Raw genomic sequence first — 19,902 nt, 5'->3', positions numbered from 1 at the left:
ATGAACAAGAACGGCCCCATCGCGCTCGCGTTCAACGCGCTCGTCATCGTCTTCATGCTGGCACCGCTGGTGGTGGTGTGCATCGTGGCGTTCACGCCCGAGAACACGCTGACCATTCCGACCACCCACTTCTCGCTGCGCTGGTTCAAGGCGGTGTTCGCGCACCCCGACTTCATGCAGTCGTTCTGGAACAGCCTGTGGCTCGCGCTGAGCTCGGCCACCATCGCCACGCTGCTGGCGGTGCCGGCCGGCATGGCGATCACGCGCTACGAGTTCCCGGGGCGCGACTTTCTCAACGGACTGTTCCTGTCGCCGCTGATCGTGCCGCACCTGGTGCTGGGCGTGGCGCTGCTGCGGCTGTTCGCGCTGGTCGGCGGCACGGGCAGCTTCGCCTGGCTGGTGATGGCGCACGCGCTCATCGTCACGCCGTACACGCTGCGGCTGGTGGTGGCGGCGCTGGTGGGCTTCGACCGCAGCGCCGAGCAGGCCGCACTCTCCTTGGGCGCGAGCCAGGCCACGGTGTTCCGCCGCATCACGCTGCCGATGATCCTGCCGGGCGTCACGGGCGGCTGGCTGCTGTCGTTCATCAACAGCTTCGACGAAGTGACGATGTCGATCTTCGTGACTTCGCCCAGCACGGTGACGCTGCCGGTGCGCATGTACATGTACGCAACCGAGTCGATCGATCCGCTGATGGCGGCCGTGTCGGCGCTGATGGTGGCGGTGACGGCCGCGGCAATGATCGTGCTCGACCGCGTGTACGGCCTGGACCGCGTGCTGGTGGGGCGCAGATAGATGACGAAGACCTCCCCTGCCTTGCTGCACCGCGTGGCCGAGACCACCGGGCGCGACGCCGTGCCCTTCACGCTCGACGGCGCACCGGCCAGCGCCCTGGCCGGCGACACCGTGCTGACCGCCGTGCTCACCCAATGCGGCCAGCTGCGGCGCAACGAATTCAGCGGCCTGCCGCGCGCGGGCTTCTGCATGATGGGCGCCTGCCAGGACTGCTGGATCGCCACCGCCGAAGGCGAACGGCTGCGCGCCTGCTCGACCTTCATCGCGCCCGGCATGGCGCTGGTCACCGGAAAGAACGGCGCATGACCGCTGCAAGCGAACTCCGTCCCGTGATCGTGGGCGCCGGCCCGGCCGGCGTGCGCGCCGCGCAGACGCTGGTGGCGCACGGCCTGCGGCCCGTGGTGATCGACGAGGCGCCGCGCGCCGGCGGCCAGATCTACCGCCGCCCGCCCGCGGGCCTGGCGCAGCGCACCGCGAAGACGCTCTACGGCTTCGAGTCGAAGCGCGCCGATGCGCTGCACGCGGCCTTCGACGGCCTGCGCGGGCGCATCGAACACCACCCCGACAGCCTCGTGTGGAACGCGCAGGACGGCCAGCTCGACGTGATGCACGGCCCCACGCAAGCCACCCGCCAGGTGCCCTACAGCCACCTGGTCGTGGCCACCGGCGCCACCGACCGCGTGCTGCCGGTGCCGGGCTGGACGCTGCCCGGCGTCTACACGCTGGGCGGCGCGCAGGTGGCGCTCAAGTTCCAGGGCTGCGCCATCGGGCGGCGCGTGGTGTTCATGGGCACCGGGCCGCTGCTGTACCTGGTGGCCTACCAGTATGCGAAGACCGGCGTGGACGTGGCCGCGGTGCTCGACACCGCGCGCCTTGCGGACCAGATCGCCGCCACGCCCGCGATGCTCACGCAACCCGCGGTGTTCGCCAAGGGCGTGTACTACGTCGGCTGGCTGCGCGCGCACGGCGTGGCGCTGCACAGCGGCGTGCGGCCGTTGCGCGTGCTCGGCGACGACGCGCAGAGCCGCGTGACCGGGGTGGCCTGGCAGGACGGCAACGCCGAACGCACGCTGGCCTGCGACGCCATCGGCTTCGGCTACGCGCTGCGCTCCGAGACGCAACTGGCCGACCTGCTCGGCTGCCGCTTCGACTACGCGCCCATGCACCGCGCGCACCTGCCGGTGCGCGACGCGGCGGGCCGCGCGAGCGTGCCGGGCGTGTACCTCGCGGGCGATGGCGCCGGCATCATGGGCGCGGACGCGGCCGAATGGGCCGGCGAGCGCGCGGCACTGGCGCTGCTCGCGGACAACGGCGTCGCGATCGACACCGCGCGCGCGGCGCAACTCGAACGCCGGCTCGACAGGCTCACGGGCTTTCGCCGTGGCCTGGAGCGCGCCTTCCCGGTGCCGCAGGACTGGGCCGCGCACGCGCCCGACGACCTCGTGGTCTGCCGCTGCGAGAACGTGACCGCGGGCACCTTGCGCCAGACCGTGGCCGTGAACGGCGCGAACGAGATGAACCGGCTCAAGGCGCTGTCGCGCGTGGGCATGGGCCGCTGCCAGGGCCGCATGTGCGGCGTGGCCGCGGCCGAGATCCTCGCGCATGCCACGCAGCAGCCGCTGCAGCAGGTCGGCCGGCTGCGCGGGCAGGCGCCGATCAAGCCGATTCCGATCCGGCTCGTGCCGGCCGAAGGGAGCGGCACATGAGCACCCGCCCGTTCACCGTTCTTCGGTCCTGGTCTTGCCCCCGCCCCAACCCTCCCCCGGAAGGGGAGGGAGAAAGACAGGGAGCACCCGCATGAGCACGATCCAGAAACTGCGAACGGACGTCGTCATCGTCGGCGGCGGCATCGTCGGCGCCTCGGCCGCGCTCGCGCTGCGCCGCATGGGGGCCGCCGTGGTGCTGCTGGAGCGCGACCTGTGCGGCTCGCGCTCCAGCGGCGTGAACTTCGGCGGCGTGCGCCGCCAGGGCCGCCCGGTGAGCCAGCTGCCGCTCGCGCAGCGCGCGCACCGCATCTGGGCCCAGCTGCCCGCGCTGCTGGGCACCGACGGCGAGTACATCCGCTCGGGCCATTTCAAGATCGCGCGCAGCGAAGCCGACATGGCCTCGCTGGAGCGCTACCGGGCGCTCAGCAGCGACTTCGACCTGGGCCTCGAACTCATCTCCGCCGCGCGCCTGCGCACGCAGTGCCCCTGGCTCGGCACGCGCGCGGTGGGCGGCTCGCTGTGCCTCGAGGACGGGCAGGCCAACCCGCGGCTGGTGTCGCCGGCCTTCGCGCTCGCCGCGCAGCGCGCGGGCGCGCAGGTGCTGGAGCGCCACAAGGTCGAAGAGGTGGCGCACGACGGCGAACTGTTCATGGTGCGCGCCGCGCATGCGCAAGGCACGCTCGAAGTGCAGGCCCCCGTGCTGCTCAACTGCGCTGGCGCATGGGCCGGCGCCATTGCCGCCCAGTTCGGCGAGACACCGCCGCTGACCTGGCGCAGCCCGCTGATGGCCGTGACCGAACCGGTGGCGCACTTCATGGACTGGAGCCTGGGCGTGGAGGGCGGCGGCATCTACTGCCGCCAGGTCGAACGCGGCAACCTGGTGATCGGCGGGGGCAACGGCCTCACGCTCGGCCCCGACCGCGCGCGCGCCGAGCGCGAGGGCATTGCGCTGCTCGCGCAGCAGGCCGTGGAACTGCTGCCCGCGCTGCGCCATGCGCACATCATCCGCACCTGGGGCGGCACCGAGGGCTACCTGCCCGACCGCCAGCCGGTGCTCGGGCCCAGCCGCACCACGCCCGGCCTGTTCCACGGCTTCGGCTTCTCGGGCGCGGGCTTCCAGATCGGCCCGGCCGCCGGCGAGGTGCTGGCCGACCTCGCGCGCGACGGGCATACCGAGACCCCCATCGACGCCTTCGCCATCGAGCGCTTCGACACGCCGCCCGTTTCCCTGTCCGCCACGGTTTCCGCCGTTCCCACCGCATCCCCCACCTGAACTTGATTGGAGAGCATCACCATGTCCCGCACCGCCAAGTCCCCAACGTCCCTCCTCCTCCTCGCCGCGCTGCTCGCAGCCACCGGCGTCGCCAGCGCCCAGACCAGGACGCTCTACATCGGCATGAACGGCGGCACCATGGAGAAGGCGTACACGCAGTACGTGTTCCCGGCCTTCGAGAAGGCCTACGGCGCCAAGGTGGTGGTGGTGCCGGGCACCTCCTCCGACATCCTGGCCAAGGCGCAGGCCAACAAGGACAAGCCGCAGATGCACGTGATGTTCCTGGACGACGGCATCATGGTGCGCGCCATCGGCATGGGCCTGTGCCAGAAGCAGAAGCCCAGCCAGTCGCTCAGCGAGATCTACCCGGCCGCGCGCTTCAAGGACGACATGGCCAGCGGCGTGAGCCTGGGCATGACGGGCCTGGCCTACAACGCCAAGATGTTCAAGGAAAAGGGCTGGGCGCCGCCCACCTCGTGGATGGACCTGGCCGACCCCAAGTACAAGGGCAAGGTGGTGTTCCAGTCGATGTCGTCCTCGTCCTTCGGCCTGCACGGCTTCCTGATGTTCAACCGCATCCAGGGCGGCAACGACAAGAACGTGGAACCCGGCTTCAAGGCCTGGCCCACCACGGTGGGGCCGAACGTGCTGGAGTACATCCCGAGCTCGGCCAAGCTGTCGGAGATGGTGCAGACCGGCGAGGCCGCCATCTTCCCGCTCACGCCCACGGCCGTGGCGGCGCTCAAGACCAAGGGCATTCCGGTGGAGTACGCGCCCCCCAAGGAAGGCGCGGTCGTGCTCATGGTGGGCCAGTGCGTGATTGCCAACAACAGCGAGCCCGAGCTGTCGCAGAAGCTCGCCGAGTTCCTGCTGAGCCCGGTGGCGCAGGCCAACGTGCTGCAGTACGGCGCGCAGATCCCGACCAACCCCAAGACCCCGGCCGAGGGTGAAGGCGCCGCGCAGGTGGCCGACATCAACAAGTGGATGAAGACGGCCGTGACCATCGACTGGGAAAGCATCAACGCGAACCGGCCCGCGTGGAACGCGCGCTGGAACAAGACGATCGAGCGCTGAACCCGCGCGCCCGAGCGCCCGAGCGCCCGAGGGCGTGACGGTGAGCGCTGCGGGCGCCAGCTAGCGCGACGTCTTCAGGTCGATGATCGTGCGCTGGTCGCGCAACGACGACTCGGAGCGCCTGAACATCGGCGTCGCGCCCTCGCGCTCGGTGGCCGCGGGCGGCGGCATGGCCATGGCGCGGGCCTTTGCAGACGCCTGGCTCGGCGCCTTGGCGCCCGCGACGATGCGGCGGAAGGTCGACATCACGGTCTTCTCGTCGTCGTCGAAGTCGCCGTGGTGCATGGCGCCCGAGGCGCTCTGCGAATCGTCCGGCTGGTTGTTCGGCGCGAGCACCAGCTCGGCGCCGAGCTTCTGGAAGGTCTGGCGCAGGTCCGCGTCGATCCAGCGTTCCATGCCCAGGATGGGCTCGCCCTCGCGGAACAGCGGAATGCGCGCCTCCTTCTCGAAGGCCGCCGACACCAGGTACAGCAGCGACTTGTTGTAGATCTTTCCGCAGTTGTCGTCGCGCTCGGTCTTGTCGCTGAGCGCGAACACGGCCATCTTGCCGAGCGTGCCCTTCTGCATCGCCGGCAGGTAGGCCGAACGGAACAGTTCCACCGTGCAGGCCGGTGCCCACAGCGTGCAGGTCTGCACCTTCAGGCCGCGGTCGTTGAGCAGCTTGACCACCGGCGCGAGCAGGATCGAGCCCGCGCTGTGGCCCACCATGTGGATCTCCAGGCCCGGCAGCTTCTGCGCGAGCGCCTTCAGGTGGTCGGCCACCAGCACCGCCGCCCCGCCGGGGCCACCAGTGGCCAGTGCGTTCTGCTTCATCTCGTCCCACGCCGACTTGCCCGTGAGCACGCGCGCCAGCGGCTCCAGCGCGTCGTCCAGCCGGTCGAGCATGAAGTCCTTGGTGGCGTCGAGCGCGCCTTCGGGCCGCCGGCGGCTCACCGTGTCCTTGAGGATGTTGGTGACGGTGGTCCAGTAGTCGGTGCGCCAGATGAAGGCCAGCGGGTACACGTTGCCGCCCAGCAGCGGCGGGCGGTACTCGGCCAGGCGCTGCGTGGCGGCCTGCTCGCTCACCAGCCCGCCGTGCGCATACAGCAGGATGCGCGGCTTGTCCCAGCCCTGGGTCACGCGCGGAATGTCGTCCTCGAAGATGCGCGCGAGCTCGGCCTCGGTGCAGCCGTAGTCGCCGCCCGCCTTGAGCATGCCGTTGTTGCCCACGCTCACGATGTGCGGGCGCAGGTCGGCGAACGAGTAGGCGTTCGACTGCGCGGCCGCCGCGGCATGCACCGCCGCGATCGACTCGAGCCGGCGCAGCGTGACCGGCGCGCCGAGCCGCGCCACCCAGGTGTCGCTGCCGTTCTCGAGCCAGTCGTCGTAGCTGATGCGCGCGAAGCCCTGCCGGCCCCAGCCCGCGCCCCACGAATTCTGCAGCCAGAAGCCCTGGTCGTCGAAGGCCACGATGGCGAAGGCATGGCCGCCGGTGATGGTGGGCGACTGCGTGATGACGCCGTCGGCGCCGACGGCGTTCCAGCCCGCGTGCACGGTGCAGGTGACGTACAGGATGCCGACCTCCGCCAGCGCGGAGTGCATGGCCACGATGTCCTTGTGGTTCACGCGGAAGTAGGCGCCCAGCGGCCGGCGCAGCGCGTCGGAGGTGCGTGCGTCGGTCAGGCCCTGCGGGTCGCTCTTCTTCGCGGGCTTGTAGGGGAACAGCGTCTCGGAGCACACGCCGTGCTTGTGCCAGCCCTTCATCGCACCGCGCGCGCTGGAGCCGCTGTAGTTCTCGCCCGGCCACTCGTCGTAGCGGCGCGCCAGTTCGTAGAACATGCGCGGGCTCACCGGCACGTTGTCGGGTATCACGCGGCGGCGCAGCAGCAGGTAGTTGGCCACCGTGGCCAGCCCGAAGCCGGTGCACGCGCCTTCGCTGCCCTGGTCGAGGATGGGCACGCCGTAGTCGATGTAGTCGCCCAGCGGCACGTGCGTGGGCACCTCGATGAGCGTGGGCGTGTACATGAGGTCGCGGAAGTCGAGCGTGTCGGGGCGGGCGTCGAGCACGCGTTCGGGCGTGCCCGCATCCGCGGCGGCGCCGGCTTGCGCCGAAGCCGGGCGCTTCTTCGCGCGGCCCGTGGACGGCTTGGCCGCCACCGGTTCTTTCGCGGCCTGCGCCGCCGTGTCGAGGGCGATCAGCTCGGGGCCGCGTTCGAGCGCGTCGGCCGCTGCCGTGCCGGCGCGGGCCTTGGCGCTCCTGCCGGAACCTGCGCCGGCACCTGCACCGGCACCTGTACCCGCGCGTGCCGAAGCCTGCACCGGCGCGCTCGCGCCCAGCACCTGCCTGGCCACCGCATAGAAGCGCTCGCGGTCGGCCGCGCCGTTCTGCCCGCCGTTGATGCGCTGCGTCACCTCCGTGAAGTTGCCCGCGTCGGCCAGCGCGTTGAGGCCCTTGCGCTCCCAGAACAGCCCCGCGACGGAGAAGGCGACCTCGGGCGTCGCGGCCTGGTCGGGGTTGCCCACCAGGTCCAGCCCCATCAGGTCGCCGAAGGTCTTGTAGTTGGCGCGCCCGGTGATCTGGATCGGCCCGCGCCCCTTGAAGCGCCGGCCGTCGCCGGGCTGCGTGTTGCCCAGCCTGCGCGCGAGGTCGCTGGGCGGCTCGTAGCGTTTCTGCGCGGCGGTCGGCCCCCAGATCTCCTCCATGAACTGCAGCTCGCCCGACTCGTGCGCCAGTTGCGCGAGAAAGGCCGCCATGCGCAACGGCGTGTCGATGCCGTGCGCGCTCATGGCGTCGTTGAGCGGCTGCAGGAACAGCGCGCGGCGGCGCTGCGAGGCGTTGCGCATGATCTGCGCAAGTTGGAGATCGGTCAGCATGGGAAGGGCTCCTTCGGGCGACGACGTGTCGCAAGCTGTGCGGCCTGCGCATCTTTCCGCTTGCGGGCGGCGAAGGAAATTCCACGAACTGCGTATGCCGAAGGTGGAGCCCGGCTGTAACGCTTCGTGCGCCGCGGTTCAGGGCGTCACGGGCCGTACGGCCTTCACGCGCTTCGCGCGCTTCACGGGCTTCACGGGCTTCAAGGTCCGCGCGGCGCGATCTTCGCCAGCAGCACCGGCAGGCACAGCACGTACACCGCCGCGCCCGCGAGCCACACGATGCCCGGGAAGGTGGCGCGGTACGCGAAGTACAGCGGGCTGATCAGCAGCGGCCCGAGCACCGCGGCCAGGCTGGTGATGCTCGCGAGCACGCCCTGCAGCCGCCCCTGGTGGTCCTCGCCCACGCGCGACGACAGCGAGGAGCGCAGCGCCGGCGCGGCGACACCTCCCAGGCACAGCACCGGCAGCAGCGCGAGCGCCATCCAGCCGCGCGTGGCGAAGGCGATCAGCGCGTAGGCCGTGAAGTCGGCGGCGGTGCCGATGGCGATGGTCGCGCGCTCGCCCCAGCGCTCGGCCACCGGACCGGCCACGAAGGCCTGCATCAGCGCATGGAACAGCCCGAAGCACGCGAGCGAGAGGCCGACCATGGTGCCGTTCCAGGCGAACTTGTCCTCGCCGTAGATGACCCATGTCGTGCCGGCGACCTCGCCCACCAGCACCAGCACCCCGAACACGCCGAGCATCGGCAGCAGCGCCGGAAAGCCCGCGGCCCAGCGCAGCGGCGCGAGCGGATGCAGCACGCCGCGGTCGAAGGGCTGCGCCACGAGCGCCGGCGGGCGCGACTCGCGCAGCAGCAGCAGGCCCGCCAGGAAGGTCAGGCCGTTGAGCACCGCGGCCGCGACGAAGGGCAGCCGCACGCCGTGGTCGCCGAGCACGCCGCCGATCGCCGGCCCGGCGATGAAGCCCAGCCCGAAGCACGCGCCCATGCGGCCGAACCAGCGCGCGCGCTGGTGCTCGGGCGTGAGGTCGGCAATGGCGGCCGAGGCCACCGCCATGCTCGCGCCGGTCATGCCCGCGACGGCGCGGCCCACGAACAGCATCCACAGCGAGGGCGCGAAGGCCATGAAGAGCGCGTCGATGGCCGCGCCCGCCACCGAGACGAGCAGCACCGGCCGGCGGCCGAAGCGGTCGCTGAGCGCGCCGAGCACGGGCGCGCAGAGGAACTGCATCAGCGCGTAGAGCGAAAGAAAGGCGCCGAAGCGCCAACCGAGGTCGCCGGTGTGGCCGACCTCGCGCAGCAGGCCCGGCACGATCGGCATGACCAAGCTGATGCCGACGGCGTCGAGCGTGACAATCGCCAGGATCACGGCATGCGCGTGGCGGCTGCTGCTCGCCGGAGCGGGTGGGGAATCGTTGAAATTTATCATTGATAAGGAAATTATCAGCGATAAATTCTGGCGTGTGAAGCACCCGCGCACGTCACCGTCCGCACCATCCACACTCCAGCACACCCATCGGCACACCTACATCGGCATGAAACTGGACCGCGAAACGATCCTCGAGGCGGCGCTCGCGCTGCTCGACGAGGTCGGCATGGACAAGCTCAGCACCCGGCTCCTGGCCGAGCGGCTCGGCGTACAGCAGCCCGCGCTGTACTGGCATTTCCGCAACAAGCGCGCGCTGCTCGACGCGATGAACGGCGAGATCCTGCACCGCGCGCACGAGCGCAAGCTGCCGTTGCCCGGCGAGACCTGGGACGCGTTCCTGCGCGAGAACGCGCGCAGCTTTCGCCGCGCGCTGCTGGCGCGGCGCGACGGCGCGCGGCTGCATGCCGGCTCCGAGCCCGACCCGGGCGACCTCGACATGGTCGAGGCCCAGATCGCGGCCGTGGTCGGCTTGGGCGTGCCCGTGGTGCAAGCGATGACGCTGCTGATTGCGCTGGGCCGCTACACCGTGGGCTGCGTGCTCGAGCAACAGGCCACGCCGCCCGACGCGGCCGCGCAGCAGCAGGCGCTCGATGCCGCCGCGGCCTCGCACCCGCTGCTGGCCGAGGCGTTCGCCAGCTACCGCCGGGCCGGGCCCGACGCGCTGTTCGAGATCGGCGTGGACCTGATGCTCGAAGGCGCGAAGGCGCGCCTGGCAGAGGACTCGCCCGAGGCGCCCGCCCCTGCCCCTACCCCACCCGCCCCCAAGCGGCGCAGCCCCGCGCCGCGCCGCTGAAGGCGGCTCGGCCTCAGCCCTTCACGAAGGCCAGCAGGTCGGGGTTGATCACGTCCGCGTGCGTGGACAGCATGCCGTGCGGGTAGCCGTCGTAGCTCTTGAGCGTGCCGTGCTTGAGCAGCTTGGCCGACAGCGGGCCCGAGTCCGCATAGGGCACGACCTGGTCGTCGGTGCCGTGCATCACGAGCACGGGCACGTCGATCTTCTTCAGGTCTTCGGTGAAGTCGGTCTCCGAGAACGCCTTGATGCACTCGTAGTGCGCGTTGGCCGCGCCCATCATGCCCTGCAGCCACCAGCGGTCGATCAGGCCCTGCGAGACCTTCGCGCCCGGCCGGTTGAAGCCGTAGAACGGGCCGGTGGGCACGTCGATGAAGAACTGCGCGCGGTTGGCCGCGAGCGCGGCCCTGAAGCCGTCGAACACCTCCAGCGGCAGGCCGCCGGGGTTGGCCGGCGTCTTCAGCATGATGGGCGGCACGGCGCTCACCAGCACCGCCTTGGCCACGCGGCCCGGCTTGGCGCGGGCCACATAGCGCGCCACTTCGCCGCCGCCCGTGGAGTGGCCGATGTGCACGGCGTTCTTCAGGTCCAGGGCGTCGGTCAGTGCGGCGACGTCCGCCGCGTAGGTGTCCATCTCGTGTCCGTCCGCGGTCTGCGAGGAGCGGCCGTGGCCGCGGCGGTCGTGCGCGATCACGCGGTAGCCCTTGCCGACGAAGAACAGCATCTGCGTGTCCCAGTCGTCCGCGCTCAGCGGCCAGCCGTGGTGAAAGACGATGGGCTGCGCGTTGCGCGGTCCCCAGTCCTTGTAGAAGATGTTCGCGCCGTCCTTGGTGGTGACAAAGCTCATGGGAGATCCTTTCAAGTGGTTGGGAACCGGTGGCGCCGCGTGTTTGGGCGCGGCAGCCGCTGTTGAAGTACCGAAGGCGGACGCGGACACGATGCCGGCCGCACCCGCCAGAATACGGCGCCGCGATGCACCTGTCGTGTCTGCCGTGCCGGTCTCGGGGGTCGTGTGGGTGTCGGACATGCTTCTTTCCTGGCTGGGTTGTGCGCCGGCGAACGCGGAATTGCTGCGCCGGGCACGAGACTGTCGGCCAAACGGCGCGGCGCATCTTGAACAAAATGCCGGTGCCTTTCACGTTCTCACCGGTGCTCGACGCGCGGTGCGGGCCGGTCTAGAGTCGCCGTTCTTCCACCCCTCAGCCGCAACCCCCATGACGCGCCATTCCGCTGCCCCGTTCCGCCGGACGGGCTCCTCCGCCCGCCGCGGCGGGCAGGCCGCGCCATGAGCCCGCCGCCGGCGGACTGGTTGCTGCGCGGCGCCGGCAACGGCGGCCTGGAGCGCATCGAGGCCTTCTTCCAGGGCGACGCGTACGCCCTGCACCGCCACGACACCTACGCCATCGGCTGCACCATGGCCGGCGTGCAGTCGTTCACCTACCGCGCCTCGCTGCGCCACAGCCTGGCCGGCAACACGGTCGTGCTGCATCCCGACGAAGTGCACGACGGCCACGCCGGCACGGACGAAGGCTTTCGCTACCGGATGCTGTACGTGGAGCCGGCACGGCTGCAGCAGGCGCTGGGCGGTGTGGCCTTGCCCTTTGTCACGGGCGGCGTGTCCACCGACCGGCGCCTCGCCCACGCGGCGCGGGCGCTGCTGGACCACCTGGACTCCCCGCTGGAAGCGCTCGAGGAAGACGACGCGGTGCTTTCGCTGGCCCTCGCCTTGCAGGCCGCCGCCGGGTCGCCTGAACGCAAGGTGGCGGGCGACTTTCGCGCGGCCCGGATCGCGCGCGAATTCATCCACGACGAGCCCGATCGCGTCGTCACGCTGGACGCGCTCGCCGCGGCGGCGGGGCGTGACCGCTGGAGCCTCTCGCGCGACTTTCGCGCCTTCTTCGGCACGAGCCCCTACCGCTACGTCACGCTGCGCCGGCTCGACCGCGCCCGCGGCCACATGCTGGCGGGCCGGCCGCTGGCCGATTGCGCGGCCCTGGCGGGGTTCGCCGACCAGAGCCACATGACGCGGCAGTTCGCGGAGGCCTTCGGCGTGACACCGGCGCGGTGGCTGCGCATCTTCAGGGCCGGGCACGACCTCACGAACGACGCACGATCGTTCAAGACGACCGGTGGAGGGCCTTCTAGAGTGCGGTTCGATTGAATCTTCAGGACCGCCAAGCGCCATGACACCGACCCACACCGTCCACACCATCCCCACGCCTGCTGCCCGCACCTACGCCAGCGTCAACCTCGCCCACAAGCTGTCGCTGCTGCACGAACACTGGTCGCAGCGCGTCGTCGCCGAGATGAACGACTACCAGTTCAAGATCGCCAAGCTGCAGGGCGACTTCGTGTGGCACAGCCACGCCGACACCGACGAGTGCTTCCTCGTCGTGGCCGGCGAACTGCGGATCGATTTCCGCGACGGCGCCGTCACGCTGCGCACCGGCGAGATGTTCGTGGTGCCCAAGGGCGTGGAACACAAGCCGTTCGCGAGCGGCGAAACGCACGTCCTGCTGGTGGAGCCGCGCGGCGTGGTCAACACCGGCGACGCGGAAAGCGACCGCACCCGAGCGAACGACGTGTGGATCTGACGCGGGCTCAGCGGTTGTCTTCGACGATCCAGCCCGCGGCCTTCTCGGCCATCATCAAGGTCGGGCTGTTGGTGTTGCCGCTGGTGATGGTGGGCATCGCGCCCGCATCGACCACGCGCAGGCCGTGCACGCCGCGCACGCGCAGGCGCGAATCGAGCACCGCCATCGGGTCGGCATCGGCGCCCATCCGGGTCGTGCCCACCGGGTGGAAGATGGTGGTGGCGATGTCGCCGGCCAGGCGCGCCAGGTCTTCGTCGGTCTGGTACTGCGCGCCGGGCTTCCATTCCTGCGGCTTGTATTTGGCCAGCGCGGGCTGCTCGGCGATGCGGCGCGTCACGCGCAGCGAGTCGGCCGCCACCTTGCGGTCTTCGTCGGTGCTCAGGTAGTTGGGCGCGATGGCCGGCGCGTCTTCGAAGCGCTTGCTCTTGATGCGCACCGAGCCCCGGCTGGTTGGGTTGAGGTTGCACACGCTCGCGGTGAAGGCCGGGAAGCTGTGCAGCGGATCGCCGAAGGCGTCGAGCGACAGCGGCTGCACGTGGTACTGCAGATTGGGCCACTCGCACTCGGGCGAGCTGCGCGTGAAGGCGCCGAGCTGCGAGGGCGCCATGCTCATCGGGCCGCTGCGCTTGAGCAGGTATTCGAGGCCGATCTTCGCCTTGCCCACCATCGACGAGGCCATCACGTTGAGCGTGGGGGCGCCGTCGATCTTGTAGACAGCACGAATCTGCAGGTGGTCCTGCAGGTTGGCGCCCACGCCCGGCGCGTCGAGCACCACGTCGATGCCGTGCTGGCGCAGCAACTCGGCAGGGCCCACGCCCGAGAGCTGCAGGATCTGCGGCGAGCCGATGGCGCCCGCGCTCAGCACCACCTCGCGCGAGGCGGTGGCGGTGGTCATCTCGGTGCCGTTCCACACCTCGGCGCCGGTGCAGCGGCGCGTGCCGTCGGGCAGGGTCTCGAACAGCAGGCGCGAGACCTGCGCGCCGGTCCACAGCTCGAAGTTGGGCCGGCCGTAGCAGGTCGGGCGCAGGAAGGCCTTGGCGGTGTTCCAGCGCCAGCCGTTCTTCTGGTTGACCTGGAAGTAGCCCACGCCCTCGTTGCTGCCGCGGTTGAAATCGGTGGAGTGCGGCACGCCGGCCTGCACCGCGGCCTCGGCGAAGGCGTCGAGGATGTCCCAGCGCAGGCGCTGCTTTTCCACCCGCCATTCGCCGCCCGCGCCGTGCATCTCGTTGGCGCCCAGGTAGTGGTCTTCGTGCTTCTTGAAGGCCGGCAGCACGTTCTGCCAGCGCCAGCCTTCGTCGCCGGTCACGTCGGCCCAGTGCTCGTAGTCGCGCGACTGGCCGCGCATGTAGATCATGCCGTTGATGCTCGAGCTGCCGCCCAGCGTCTTGCCGCGCGGATAGCGCAGCACGCGGCCGTTCAGGCCCGCGTCGGGCTCGGTGCTGTAGAGCCAGTCGGTGCGCGGGTTGCCGATGCAGTACAGGTAGCCCACCGGGATGTGGATCCAGTGGTAGTCGTCCTTGCGGCCCGCCTCGATCAGCAGCACGCGCTTGTGCTTGTCGGCGCTCAGCCGGTTGGCCATGAGCGAGCCCGCGGTGCCGGCGCCGATGATGATGTAGTCGAAGGTGTTGTCGTTGTCTCTCATCTTTTTTCTCAGGGTTTCACGGTCATGGTCTGGGCGGTGCCCTCGCCGAAAACTTCGGGTGCGTACATGGCCTCGGCGCGCACCGGCGGCAGCTTGAACTCGCCCGCGTTGTTCAGCCGCACGGTGTACTCCACGCGCCAGTTGCCGCGCGGCACGTAGCGGAAGTAGGCACGGTAGCTGTCGGTGGCGCGCTCGATGTAGCTGGGCCAGGCCCAGCCCGCGCCGCTTTCGTCGCGCTGCGCGAGCTTGCTTTCGCGGCCCAGGCCGCGCCCGAGCTGGCTGGCACCCGAAGGCACGGCGTCGCGCACCACCACCCAGGTCTGCTCGGCGGTGGATTCGAGGTCGAGCCGCACGCGGTAGACATCGCCCACCGACCACTGGCCCTTGCGCTTCTGCTCCACCGGCGTGACGCTGCGGCGCACCACGAGGCCGTTGGCCACGGGCTGCGCGTTGCGCACAGCGGCCAGCGTGCTGACGGTGGCCCAGGGCTTGCCGTTGCCTTCGTGGCGAAGCTGCAGCGTGCCCTGCGCCGCTTGTGCGGGCCACGGCAGCAGCATGCCCGGCGCCTTGGCGTCGGCCCATGCGGCATCGCGCGTGGTGCGGCCCAGCGTGGCGCGCGTGGCGCCGTCGACCGGACCGGCCTCGAACTGCTGCTGGAAGCGGCGCAGCGCCACCGTGCTCCAGGCGTTGCCGGTGGTGGTGCCCCAGCGGCCCGCGTTCTGCCGGCCGACCAGGCCCTGCGTGATGAGCGGTGCGTCGGCCTTCCAGGCCGCGTCGGTCTCGGCCCACTTCTGCGCCAGCAGCGCCATGCGCGCGGCGGTGCTGTCGCCGCTCCACATGAACCACCACCAGTGCAGCGCCGACTCGTCGCGCCAGCGCAGCCGCGTGCCCTGCACGTCGAAGCGGCTGCGCAGCTGCGCGCCGGCCTGCTGCAGTGCGGCGTCGCGTTCGGCGCCGGCGGGCATGGCCATGAGCGTGCGCGACCAGTCGACCAGCGACTGGGCCGAGAGCGCGTCGAGCGCCTTCGGCCGCACCACGATCTTCGCGCGTCCATGCTCCACCAGCGTGGCCTGCGCGGCGAGCTGCTGCGGCTCGAGGTCGTTGCGCGGCGCCCAGTCCTGCGCGCCCAGGCGGCCCTGCAGCAGGGCGTCGAGCGCGTCGAGCATGCGGCCGCGCTGCGCCTCGGGCACCGGCCAGTCCTTGGCGCGGGCCAGGTCGAGCAGCTGCACGGTGAGCATCTCGCTGCCTGCCAAGGTGGCCTCCGGGAAGTAGCGCGCCAGGCCCTTGCCGTCGAGGTACTTCGGCAGCTCGGCCATGAGCTTGTCCCAGCCCGCGCGGTCGTCGAGCGAGACGAAGCGCGAGCTCTGCTGCTCGAGGCACATGTACGGGTACTGCGCCATCCAGCGCATCGACTCGGCCAGCGCGGCGTCGACCAGGCTGGACTGCAGCGCGACGCGCACGCCGCCGGTGAGCGGCACCGCGTCGCGCGGCTGCACGACGGGCACGGCACCGGCGTCGGCCACCGCCAGCAGCGTCGATTGCCGCACGGTGGCGGCCAGCGCGGGCACCACGCGTTGGGCGATCTCCAGCGCGTCGCGTTCGCCACCGCCCTGCGCGCCGATGCGCCAGCGCAGCATGCCGGCACCCGCGGGCACGGCCACGGGCCACAGCACTTCCTGCGTCTGGCCGGGCGCGAGCTGCACGCGGCGTTCGATCTTCAGGCCGCGCGCGGCCAGCGCGTCGGCGGGCACCACGTCGCGCGCGCCCGGCCAGTCGCCGTCGGGCTCGACGGCCGCTTCGGCCTTGAGCACCACGGCCAGCGGACCGGCGCCGGTGTTGCGCAGGCTGAGCTTCTGCACGATGGCGTCGTCCGCGCGCAGCAGCTCGGGCAGGCCGCTGAAGATCTGCAGCGGCTGGGTGCTGGTGATCGTGGTCTCGCCCTGGCCGAACTGCGCCTCGCCCGCGCTGGCGATGGCGACGATGCGGAACTGCGTGAGCGCGTCGTTCAGCGGCACGGTGACGCGGGCGATGCCCCGGGCGTCTGTGCGCAGGTCGGTGCGCCAGAGGACCAGCGAAGACAGGTCGCTGCGCGGCGGGGGCGGTTCGTCGGCCCCGCCACCGGGCTTGGCGACGCGCATCGCTGCAACGGCGGCCGGTGCCGGCACGGCGCCGAACGCGCCGCGGTCGGCCTCGTCGTTGGGCTGGTGCTGCGGCTGCGGACCGGTCTCGACGCGGCGCAGCAGCCGGGTGTCGAGCGCCGTGCTGGTCACGGCGTTGCCGCGCGCCGCGAACATGACCTTGGCCAGCGACCAGGTGTCGTTGGGCTTGAGCGCCAGCAGGGCCTGGTCGAGCGCCACCAGCGTGACGCGCGCGTCGGCCAGGGGCTGGCCGGCGGCGTCGCGCACCGTGACTTCCATCGGCACCTGCGTGCGCGGCCGCGCCACGGCGGCCGTGGGCCGCACACTGACCGACAGCGTCCAGGCCTCGGGGCGCACCGGCACGTCGGCGCGTTGCGTGCTGGCGATGGGCTCGTCCTTGCCGGCGCCCTGCAGCGGGTACACATAGCGCGCGGCCAGGTGCACGTTGGGCGCGTGCTGCGCGGTGAGCGGCAGGTCGATGCGCTGCTCCATCGCGCCGAGCACATGCACGCTGGCGGCAATGACGCCTTCGCGCTCGGTGGTGAGCAGCAGGTACGCCGGCAGGCGCTCGGGGCGCGCGACGACGAGCGCCGTGTCGCCGGGTCCGTACGACGGTCCGTTCTCCAGCTTCAGCGCGGAGCGCGCCGCGGCCTCCTGCCAGCCCAGCGCCCAGCGGTACTGCAGCATGGCCGTGCGCACGACGGCGCGGCTGTGCTTCAGGCTGGCGGCGCTGGCGTTGAACAGCCACAGCTCGCTCACCTGCTTGTGTTCCTGCACGGCGGGCAGTTGCCATTCGCACGACCACTGGCCCTGCGCGTCGGTGCGGGTGCTGCACACGTCCACCTCGGGGCCGAGGTCGGTGAAGCGCTGGCGGCCGCTGTTCCAGTCGCGCTGCACCGGCTTGACGCGCACGGTGACGGGCTCGTCGGCCAGCGGCTGGTCCTTGTCGTCGAGCGCGATGCCTTCCACGGCCTGCGCCCGGTCGCGGTCCTTCGCGCGCATGCGCAGGCCGAGCTTCATGCGGTCGGGCCACAGCATGGTGCCGGCGCCCACCGTCTGCGTCTCGCCGTTCGGGTCCTGGAACTTGAGTTCGGTCTGCAGCAGCATCGGCCGCTCCAGCGGCGGCGCCTTGAGCCGCAGCTGCGCCTTGCCGGCGGCGTCGAGCTTCGTGGATTGCACCGCGATGGCCGGCGGCGTGGTCAGCGCGGCATCGGCGTCTTCCTCATAGAAGGTGTAGCCGGGGCGCGGGCCCTGCACGTCGCGCGTCCAGCCCTGCTGCACGGTCACCGGCAGGCCGGCGGCCGCGCCGCCCGCGAAGTAGCTCAGCCGCGCATCGACCACCGCGAGCTGCGCATCGCGCTCCCACAGCGCCCTGGCGCGCAGCTCGCTGTCGAACACCGGGGTGCGGAACTCCTCGACCTGGAACTGCGTGCTGGCCAGCTGCCGCCCGCCCTGCGACACCGCCACCGTGTAGACGCCGAGCCTGGCGGCGACGGGAATCGTCCACTGGTGCGAGGCGCTGCCGTCGGCGCCCAGCGGCACGCTCGCGGTGTGCACCTTGTCGCTCCAGCCGTAGCGGATCTCCACGTCGAGCGTGCCCGCCGGCGGCAGCGCGAAGCCGCGGCTTTCGAGCAGCCGCACCACGTGCTGCATGCTCACCGTCTCGCCGGCCTTGAACAGGGTGCGGTCGAGCACGGTGTGGGCGCGGACGTTCTGCGCGTTGCGCCCGGCGTAGAAGCCGTTCCACCCGGGCGAGACCTGCATCAGCGCCATGTCGTCGCCGGCGCGCACCACCACCCAGGGGCTGTTGTTGCCGCCACCGCCACCGAAGCGCGGCGCCACGGGGCGCGCGCTGTCGTAGCGGCACGCGAGCTTGCCGCGCAGGGCTTCGCCGGGCTGCGCCAGGCCCTGCGCATCGGTCTTGCCGCGCCAGAGCAGCTCGCGGTTGCACGCGTACACGGCCACGTCGGCACCGGCCACGGGCTTCGCGCTGTCGAAGGCGGTGACCCAGATCACCGACGCGCCGCCGTCGCTGAAGCTCGCGCCGGGGTTGAGGTTGGTGGCCTGCACCACCGCATAGCGCTGGCGCGGCGCGGTGTCGCGCGCCTGGCCGGCGGGCAGCGCCCGCGTGTCGATGTACTGCGCGAACGCGGCGCTGTCGGCGCGCACCACATGCAGGCCGGGCGCGGTGAGCGGCACGCCGACGAATTCCATCGCGCCGCCGCGGGTGTCGAGCGTCGAGGTGCGGGGCGCGCCGGCCCTGGTGTTCAGCTGGTCGGAGGGCCACTGGCCGTCCTGCTGGCCTTGCAGCAACTCGATGGCGTAGGCCTCGATGCCCGCGCCCATCTCGCCGCCCAGGCGCCATTGCCGCAGCGGCAGCGACTTCTCGGCGTGGCGCACCGCGAAGGCGGCCACCGCCTCGGACTTGCCAGGTTGCCACGGCATCACCGCCAACGGGTTGGCCACGCCGAGGTACGGCGGCAGGCGCGCGAACTCGACGGTCTTCGGAAACTCCGCCGCATTGGCCAGCGGCCGGCCGAGCACGTCGCGGAAATCCTCGGGCAGCCGCACGGTGAACCGGGTGCCTTCGCCGAAGCCGTTCTTCGCGGGCGGCACCTGCAGTTGGCGCACCTCGTCGCGGCGCCACCGGTCGACGACGTCGAACGGCAGCTCCGCGCCCGACGCGTCGGTCAGCCGGAACATGCCGGCGCGGGCCGGACCGATGCCGCCCGAGAAGTTCAGCATGACCGGCTGGCGCGGGTCGCAGGCCTTCTGGCCCGCCGGGTAGTCGAGCACCGTGCAGGAGAGCTGGGCCGTGAAGCGGGGGCGCACGGTGTAGTTGAAGCGCTTCGGCTCGGCGTTGCCGGCGCCCGCCTGGCTCAGGCGAAGCTGCGCGCCTTCGGGCAGCGGCTGCGCGCAACGCAGCCCGAGCGCATACGAAGTGCCCTTCGGCGCGGCGCGCACGGCCACCGCCAATGCATCGCCGGTGACGGCCACCGCGGGCTGGCGCAGCACCTTGTCGCCGTCGCGCTGCTCGCAGCTGAAGCCCGCGGCCAGTGCCTGCGGATCGCCGGTCGGCTGCGGGTCGATGTGCTGCAGCAGGAAGACCTGGTCGGGGGCGACTTCCGCGCCCTCGCCGGGGTAGGAGGCAAAGAAACCGTAGGGGCCGGCAACGAAGCTGGCCGCGGGCGGCGGGGTCACCGCGTCGCCGGCCAATGTCTTGAGGCCGGGCTTGAAGACGACGTTGCAGCGCGTGCCGCCGCGCACGTCCTTCGCGAACTCGAAGGCCCAGGCGCGCGGGCCGATCCAGCGCGCGCGGCCTTCGGGGGTCTGGGGGGAACATTGGAGCGTGGCCGGCTCGGCGCCGTCGCTCTGGCCGAGGGGCACCATGTCGGCGTCGAAGCGCACCGACACCTGCCGCACGTCGCGCGCCTCGCCTTGCGGGCTCACGCCGAGCACGCCGGCCGCATGCAGCGGCGGCGCCGCGAACGCCGCGGCGAACGCGGTCGCAAGGGCCAGCAGGCGCCACGGCGCGCCGCCGGCAGGCAGGGGGAAAGTCTTGTTCTTCGTGCGGTTCGCGGCCATCGTCTCCTCGCTCCTCTCTGGGTGT

The 19,902-nt window shown here is 71.6% G+C and carries 13 protein-coding genes; 8 read left to right on the top strand and 5 right to left on the bottom strand.

Annotated features, from left to right (window positions below):
* The 5 genes from BM004_RS14790 to BM004_RS14770 all read left to right on the top strand — a co-directional run bounded on the left by BM004_RS14790 (window position 1) and on the right by BM004_RS14770 (window position 4,848).
* Window positions 1-795, top strand: a complete 795-nt coding sequence (locus BM004_RS14790; protein WP_093127686.1) for an ABC transporter permease — start codon at window positions 1-3, stop codon at window positions 793-795.
* The gene (locus BM004_RS14785; protein WP_093214398.1) at window positions 796-1,101 is read left to right on the top strand and encodes a (2Fe-2S)-binding protein; all 306 of its coding nucleotides are present in this window, start codon (window positions 796-798) and stop codon (window positions 1,099-1,101) included.
* Window positions 1,098-2,501, top strand: a complete 1,404-nt coding sequence (locus tag BM004_RS14780; RefSeq protein WP_093214396.1) for an NAD(P)/FAD-dependent oxidoreductase — start codon at window positions 1,098-1,100, stop codon at window positions 2,499-2,501. Before BM004_RS14785 ends, BM004_RS14780 begins: the two co-directional genes overlap by 4 nt.
* A 91-nt stretch (window positions 2,502-2,592) precedes the next feature.
* Entirely contained in the window at window positions 2,593-3,774 is a 1,182-nt protein-coding gene (locus BM004_RS14775) for an NAD(P)/FAD-dependent oxidoreductase (protein ID WP_093127693.1), read from the top strand.
* 21 nt (window positions 3,775-3,795) lie between these two features.
* Window positions 3,796-4,848 carry an ABC transporter substrate-binding protein gene (locus BM004_RS14770; protein WP_093128111.1) on the top strand — a complete coding sequence of 351 codons (1,053 nt, stop codon included), beginning with the start codon at window positions 3,796-3,798 and terminating at the stop codon, window positions 4,846-4,848.
* A 60-nt stretch (window positions 4,849-4,908) separates the two neighbouring features.
* Here the strand turns inward: BM004_RS14770 and BM004_RS14765 are convergent, their stop codons facing one another.
* Window positions 4,909-7,701, bottom strand: coding sequence for a glycoside hydrolase family 19 protein (locus BM004_RS14765; RefSeq protein ID WP_218152696.1), 2,793 nt, complete (start codon window positions 7,699-7,701; stop codon window positions 4,909-4,911).
* 200 nt (window positions 7,702-7,901) lie between these two features.
* The gene (gene tet, locus BM004_RS14755) at window positions 7,902-9,128 is read right to left on the bottom strand and encodes a Tet(A)/Tet(B)/Tet(C) family tetracycline efflux MFS transporter (RefSeq protein WP_093127698.1); all 1,227 of its coding nucleotides are present in this window, start codon (window positions 9,126-9,128) and stop codon (window positions 7,902-7,904) included.
* A 106-nt stretch (window positions 9,129-9,234) separates the two neighbouring features.
* On the opposite strand from tet, the gene tetR reads away from it, so the two are divergent.
* Window positions 9,235-9,921 (top strand): tetracycline resistance transcriptional repressor TetR, encoded by a 687-nt coding sequence (gene tetR, locus BM004_RS14750; RefSeq protein ID WP_093214393.1) that lies wholly within the window; start codon window positions 9,235-9,237, stop codon window positions 9,919-9,921.
* A 13-nt stretch (window positions 9,922-9,934) separates the two neighbouring features.
* Here tetR and BM004_RS14745 read toward each other — a convergent pair whose 3' ends face one another.
* Complete coding sequence (locus tag BM004_RS14745; RefSeq protein WP_093127703.1) at window positions 9,935-10,765, bottom strand: alpha/beta fold hydrolase; 831 nt, start codon at window positions 10,763-10,765, stop codon at window positions 9,935-9,937.
* A 438-nt stretch (window positions 10,766-11,203) separates the two neighbouring features.
* Here BM004_RS14745 and BM004_RS14740 point away from each other — a divergent pair, with 438 nt between their 5' ends.
* Window positions 11,204-12,079, top strand: a complete 876-nt coding sequence (locus BM004_RS14740) for an AraC family transcriptional regulator (protein WP_093214390.1) — start codon at window positions 11,204-11,206, stop codon at window positions 12,077-12,079.
* 22 nt (window positions 12,080-12,101) lie between these two features.
* A complete protein-coding gene (locus BM004_RS14735; RefSeq protein WP_093127708.1) occupies window positions 12,102-12,512 on the top strand; it encodes a cupin domain-containing protein in 411 nt (136 codons plus the stop codon).
* Window positions 12,513-12,519: 7 nt separating this feature from the next.
* Here the strand turns inward: BM004_RS14735 and BM004_RS14730 are convergent, their stop codons facing one another.
* Together BM004_RS14730 and BM004_RS14725 are read right to left on the bottom strand one after the other, a co-directional pair.
* The gene (locus BM004_RS14730) at window positions 12,520-14,154 is read right to left on the bottom strand and encodes a GMC family oxidoreductase (protein WP_093214388.1); all 1,635 of its coding nucleotides are present in this window, start codon (window positions 14,152-14,154) and stop codon (window positions 12,520-12,522) included.
* An 8-nt stretch (window positions 14,155-14,162) separates the two neighbouring features.
* The gene (locus BM004_RS14725) at window positions 14,163-19,877 is read right to left on the bottom strand and encodes an alpha-2-macroglobulin family protein (protein ID WP_093214386.1); all 5,715 of its coding nucleotides are present in this window, start codon (window positions 19,875-19,877) and stop codon (window positions 14,163-14,165) included.
* Window positions 19,878-19,902: the final 25 nt, after the last annotated feature.

The organism is Variovorax sp. OK212, assembly GCF_900112425.1.
In the GTDB taxonomy this organism is placed as follows: domain Bacteria; phylum Pseudomonadota; class Gammaproteobacteria; order Burkholderiales; family Burkholderiaceae_C; genus Variovorax.
The sequence above is the reverse complement of the archived record's forward strand: the minus strand, read 5'-3'. Positions and strand labels throughout refer to the sequence as shown.

What these genes read in the sequence shown, in the direction of transcription:
- BM004_RS14790 (WP_093127686.1), top strand. Translation starts at nt 1, where the DNA reads ATGAACAAGAACGGCCCCATCGCGCTCGCGTTCAACGCGCTCGTCATC.
- BM004_RS14785 (WP_093214398.1), top strand. Translation starts at nt 796, where the DNA reads ATGACGAAGACCTCCCCTGCCTTGCTGCACCGCGTGGCCGAGACCACC.
- BM004_RS14780 (WP_093214396.1), top strand. Translation starts at nt 1,098, where the DNA reads ATGACCGCTGCAAGCGAACTCCGTCCCGTGATCGTGGGCGCCGGCCCG.
- BM004_RS14775 (WP_093127693.1), top strand. Translation starts at nt 2,593, where the DNA reads ATGAGCACGATCCAGAAACTGCGAACGGACGTCGTCATCGTCGGCGGC.
- BM004_RS14770 (WP_093128111.1), top strand. Translation starts at nt 3,796, where the DNA reads ATGTCCCGCACCGCCAAGTCCCCAACGTCCCTCCTCCTCCTCGCCGCG.
- BM004_RS14765 (WP_218152696.1), bottom strand. Translation starts at nt 7,701, where the DNA reads ATGCTGACCGATCTCCAACTTGCGCAGATCATGCGCAACGCCTCGCAG.
- tet (WP_093127698.1), bottom strand. Translation starts at nt 9,128, where the DNA reads ATGATAAATTTCAACGATTCCCCACCCGCTCCGGCGAGCAGCAGCCGC.
- tetR (WP_093214393.1), top strand. Translation starts at nt 9,235, where the DNA reads ATGAAACTGGACCGCGAAACGATCCTCGAGGCGGCGCTCGCGCTGCTC.
- BM004_RS14745 (WP_093127703.1), bottom strand. Translation starts at nt 10,765, where the DNA reads ATGAGCTTTGTCACCACCAAGGACGGCGCGAACATCTTCTACAAGGAC.
- BM004_RS14740 (WP_093214390.1), top strand. Translation starts at nt 11,204, where the DNA reads ATGAGCCCGCCGCCGGCGGACTGGTTGCTGCGCGGCGCCGGCAACGGC.
- BM004_RS14735 (WP_093127708.1), top strand. Translation starts at nt 12,102, where the DNA reads ATGACACCGACCCACACCGTCCACACCATCCCCACGCCTGCTGCCCGC.
- BM004_RS14730 (WP_093214388.1), bottom strand. Translation starts at nt 14,154, where the DNA reads ATGAGAGACAACGACAACACCTTCGACTACATCATCATCGGCGCCGGC.
- BM004_RS14725 (WP_093214386.1), bottom strand. Translation starts at nt 19,877, where the DNA reads ATGGCCGCGAACCGCACGAAGAACAAGACTTTCCCCCTGCCTGCCGGC.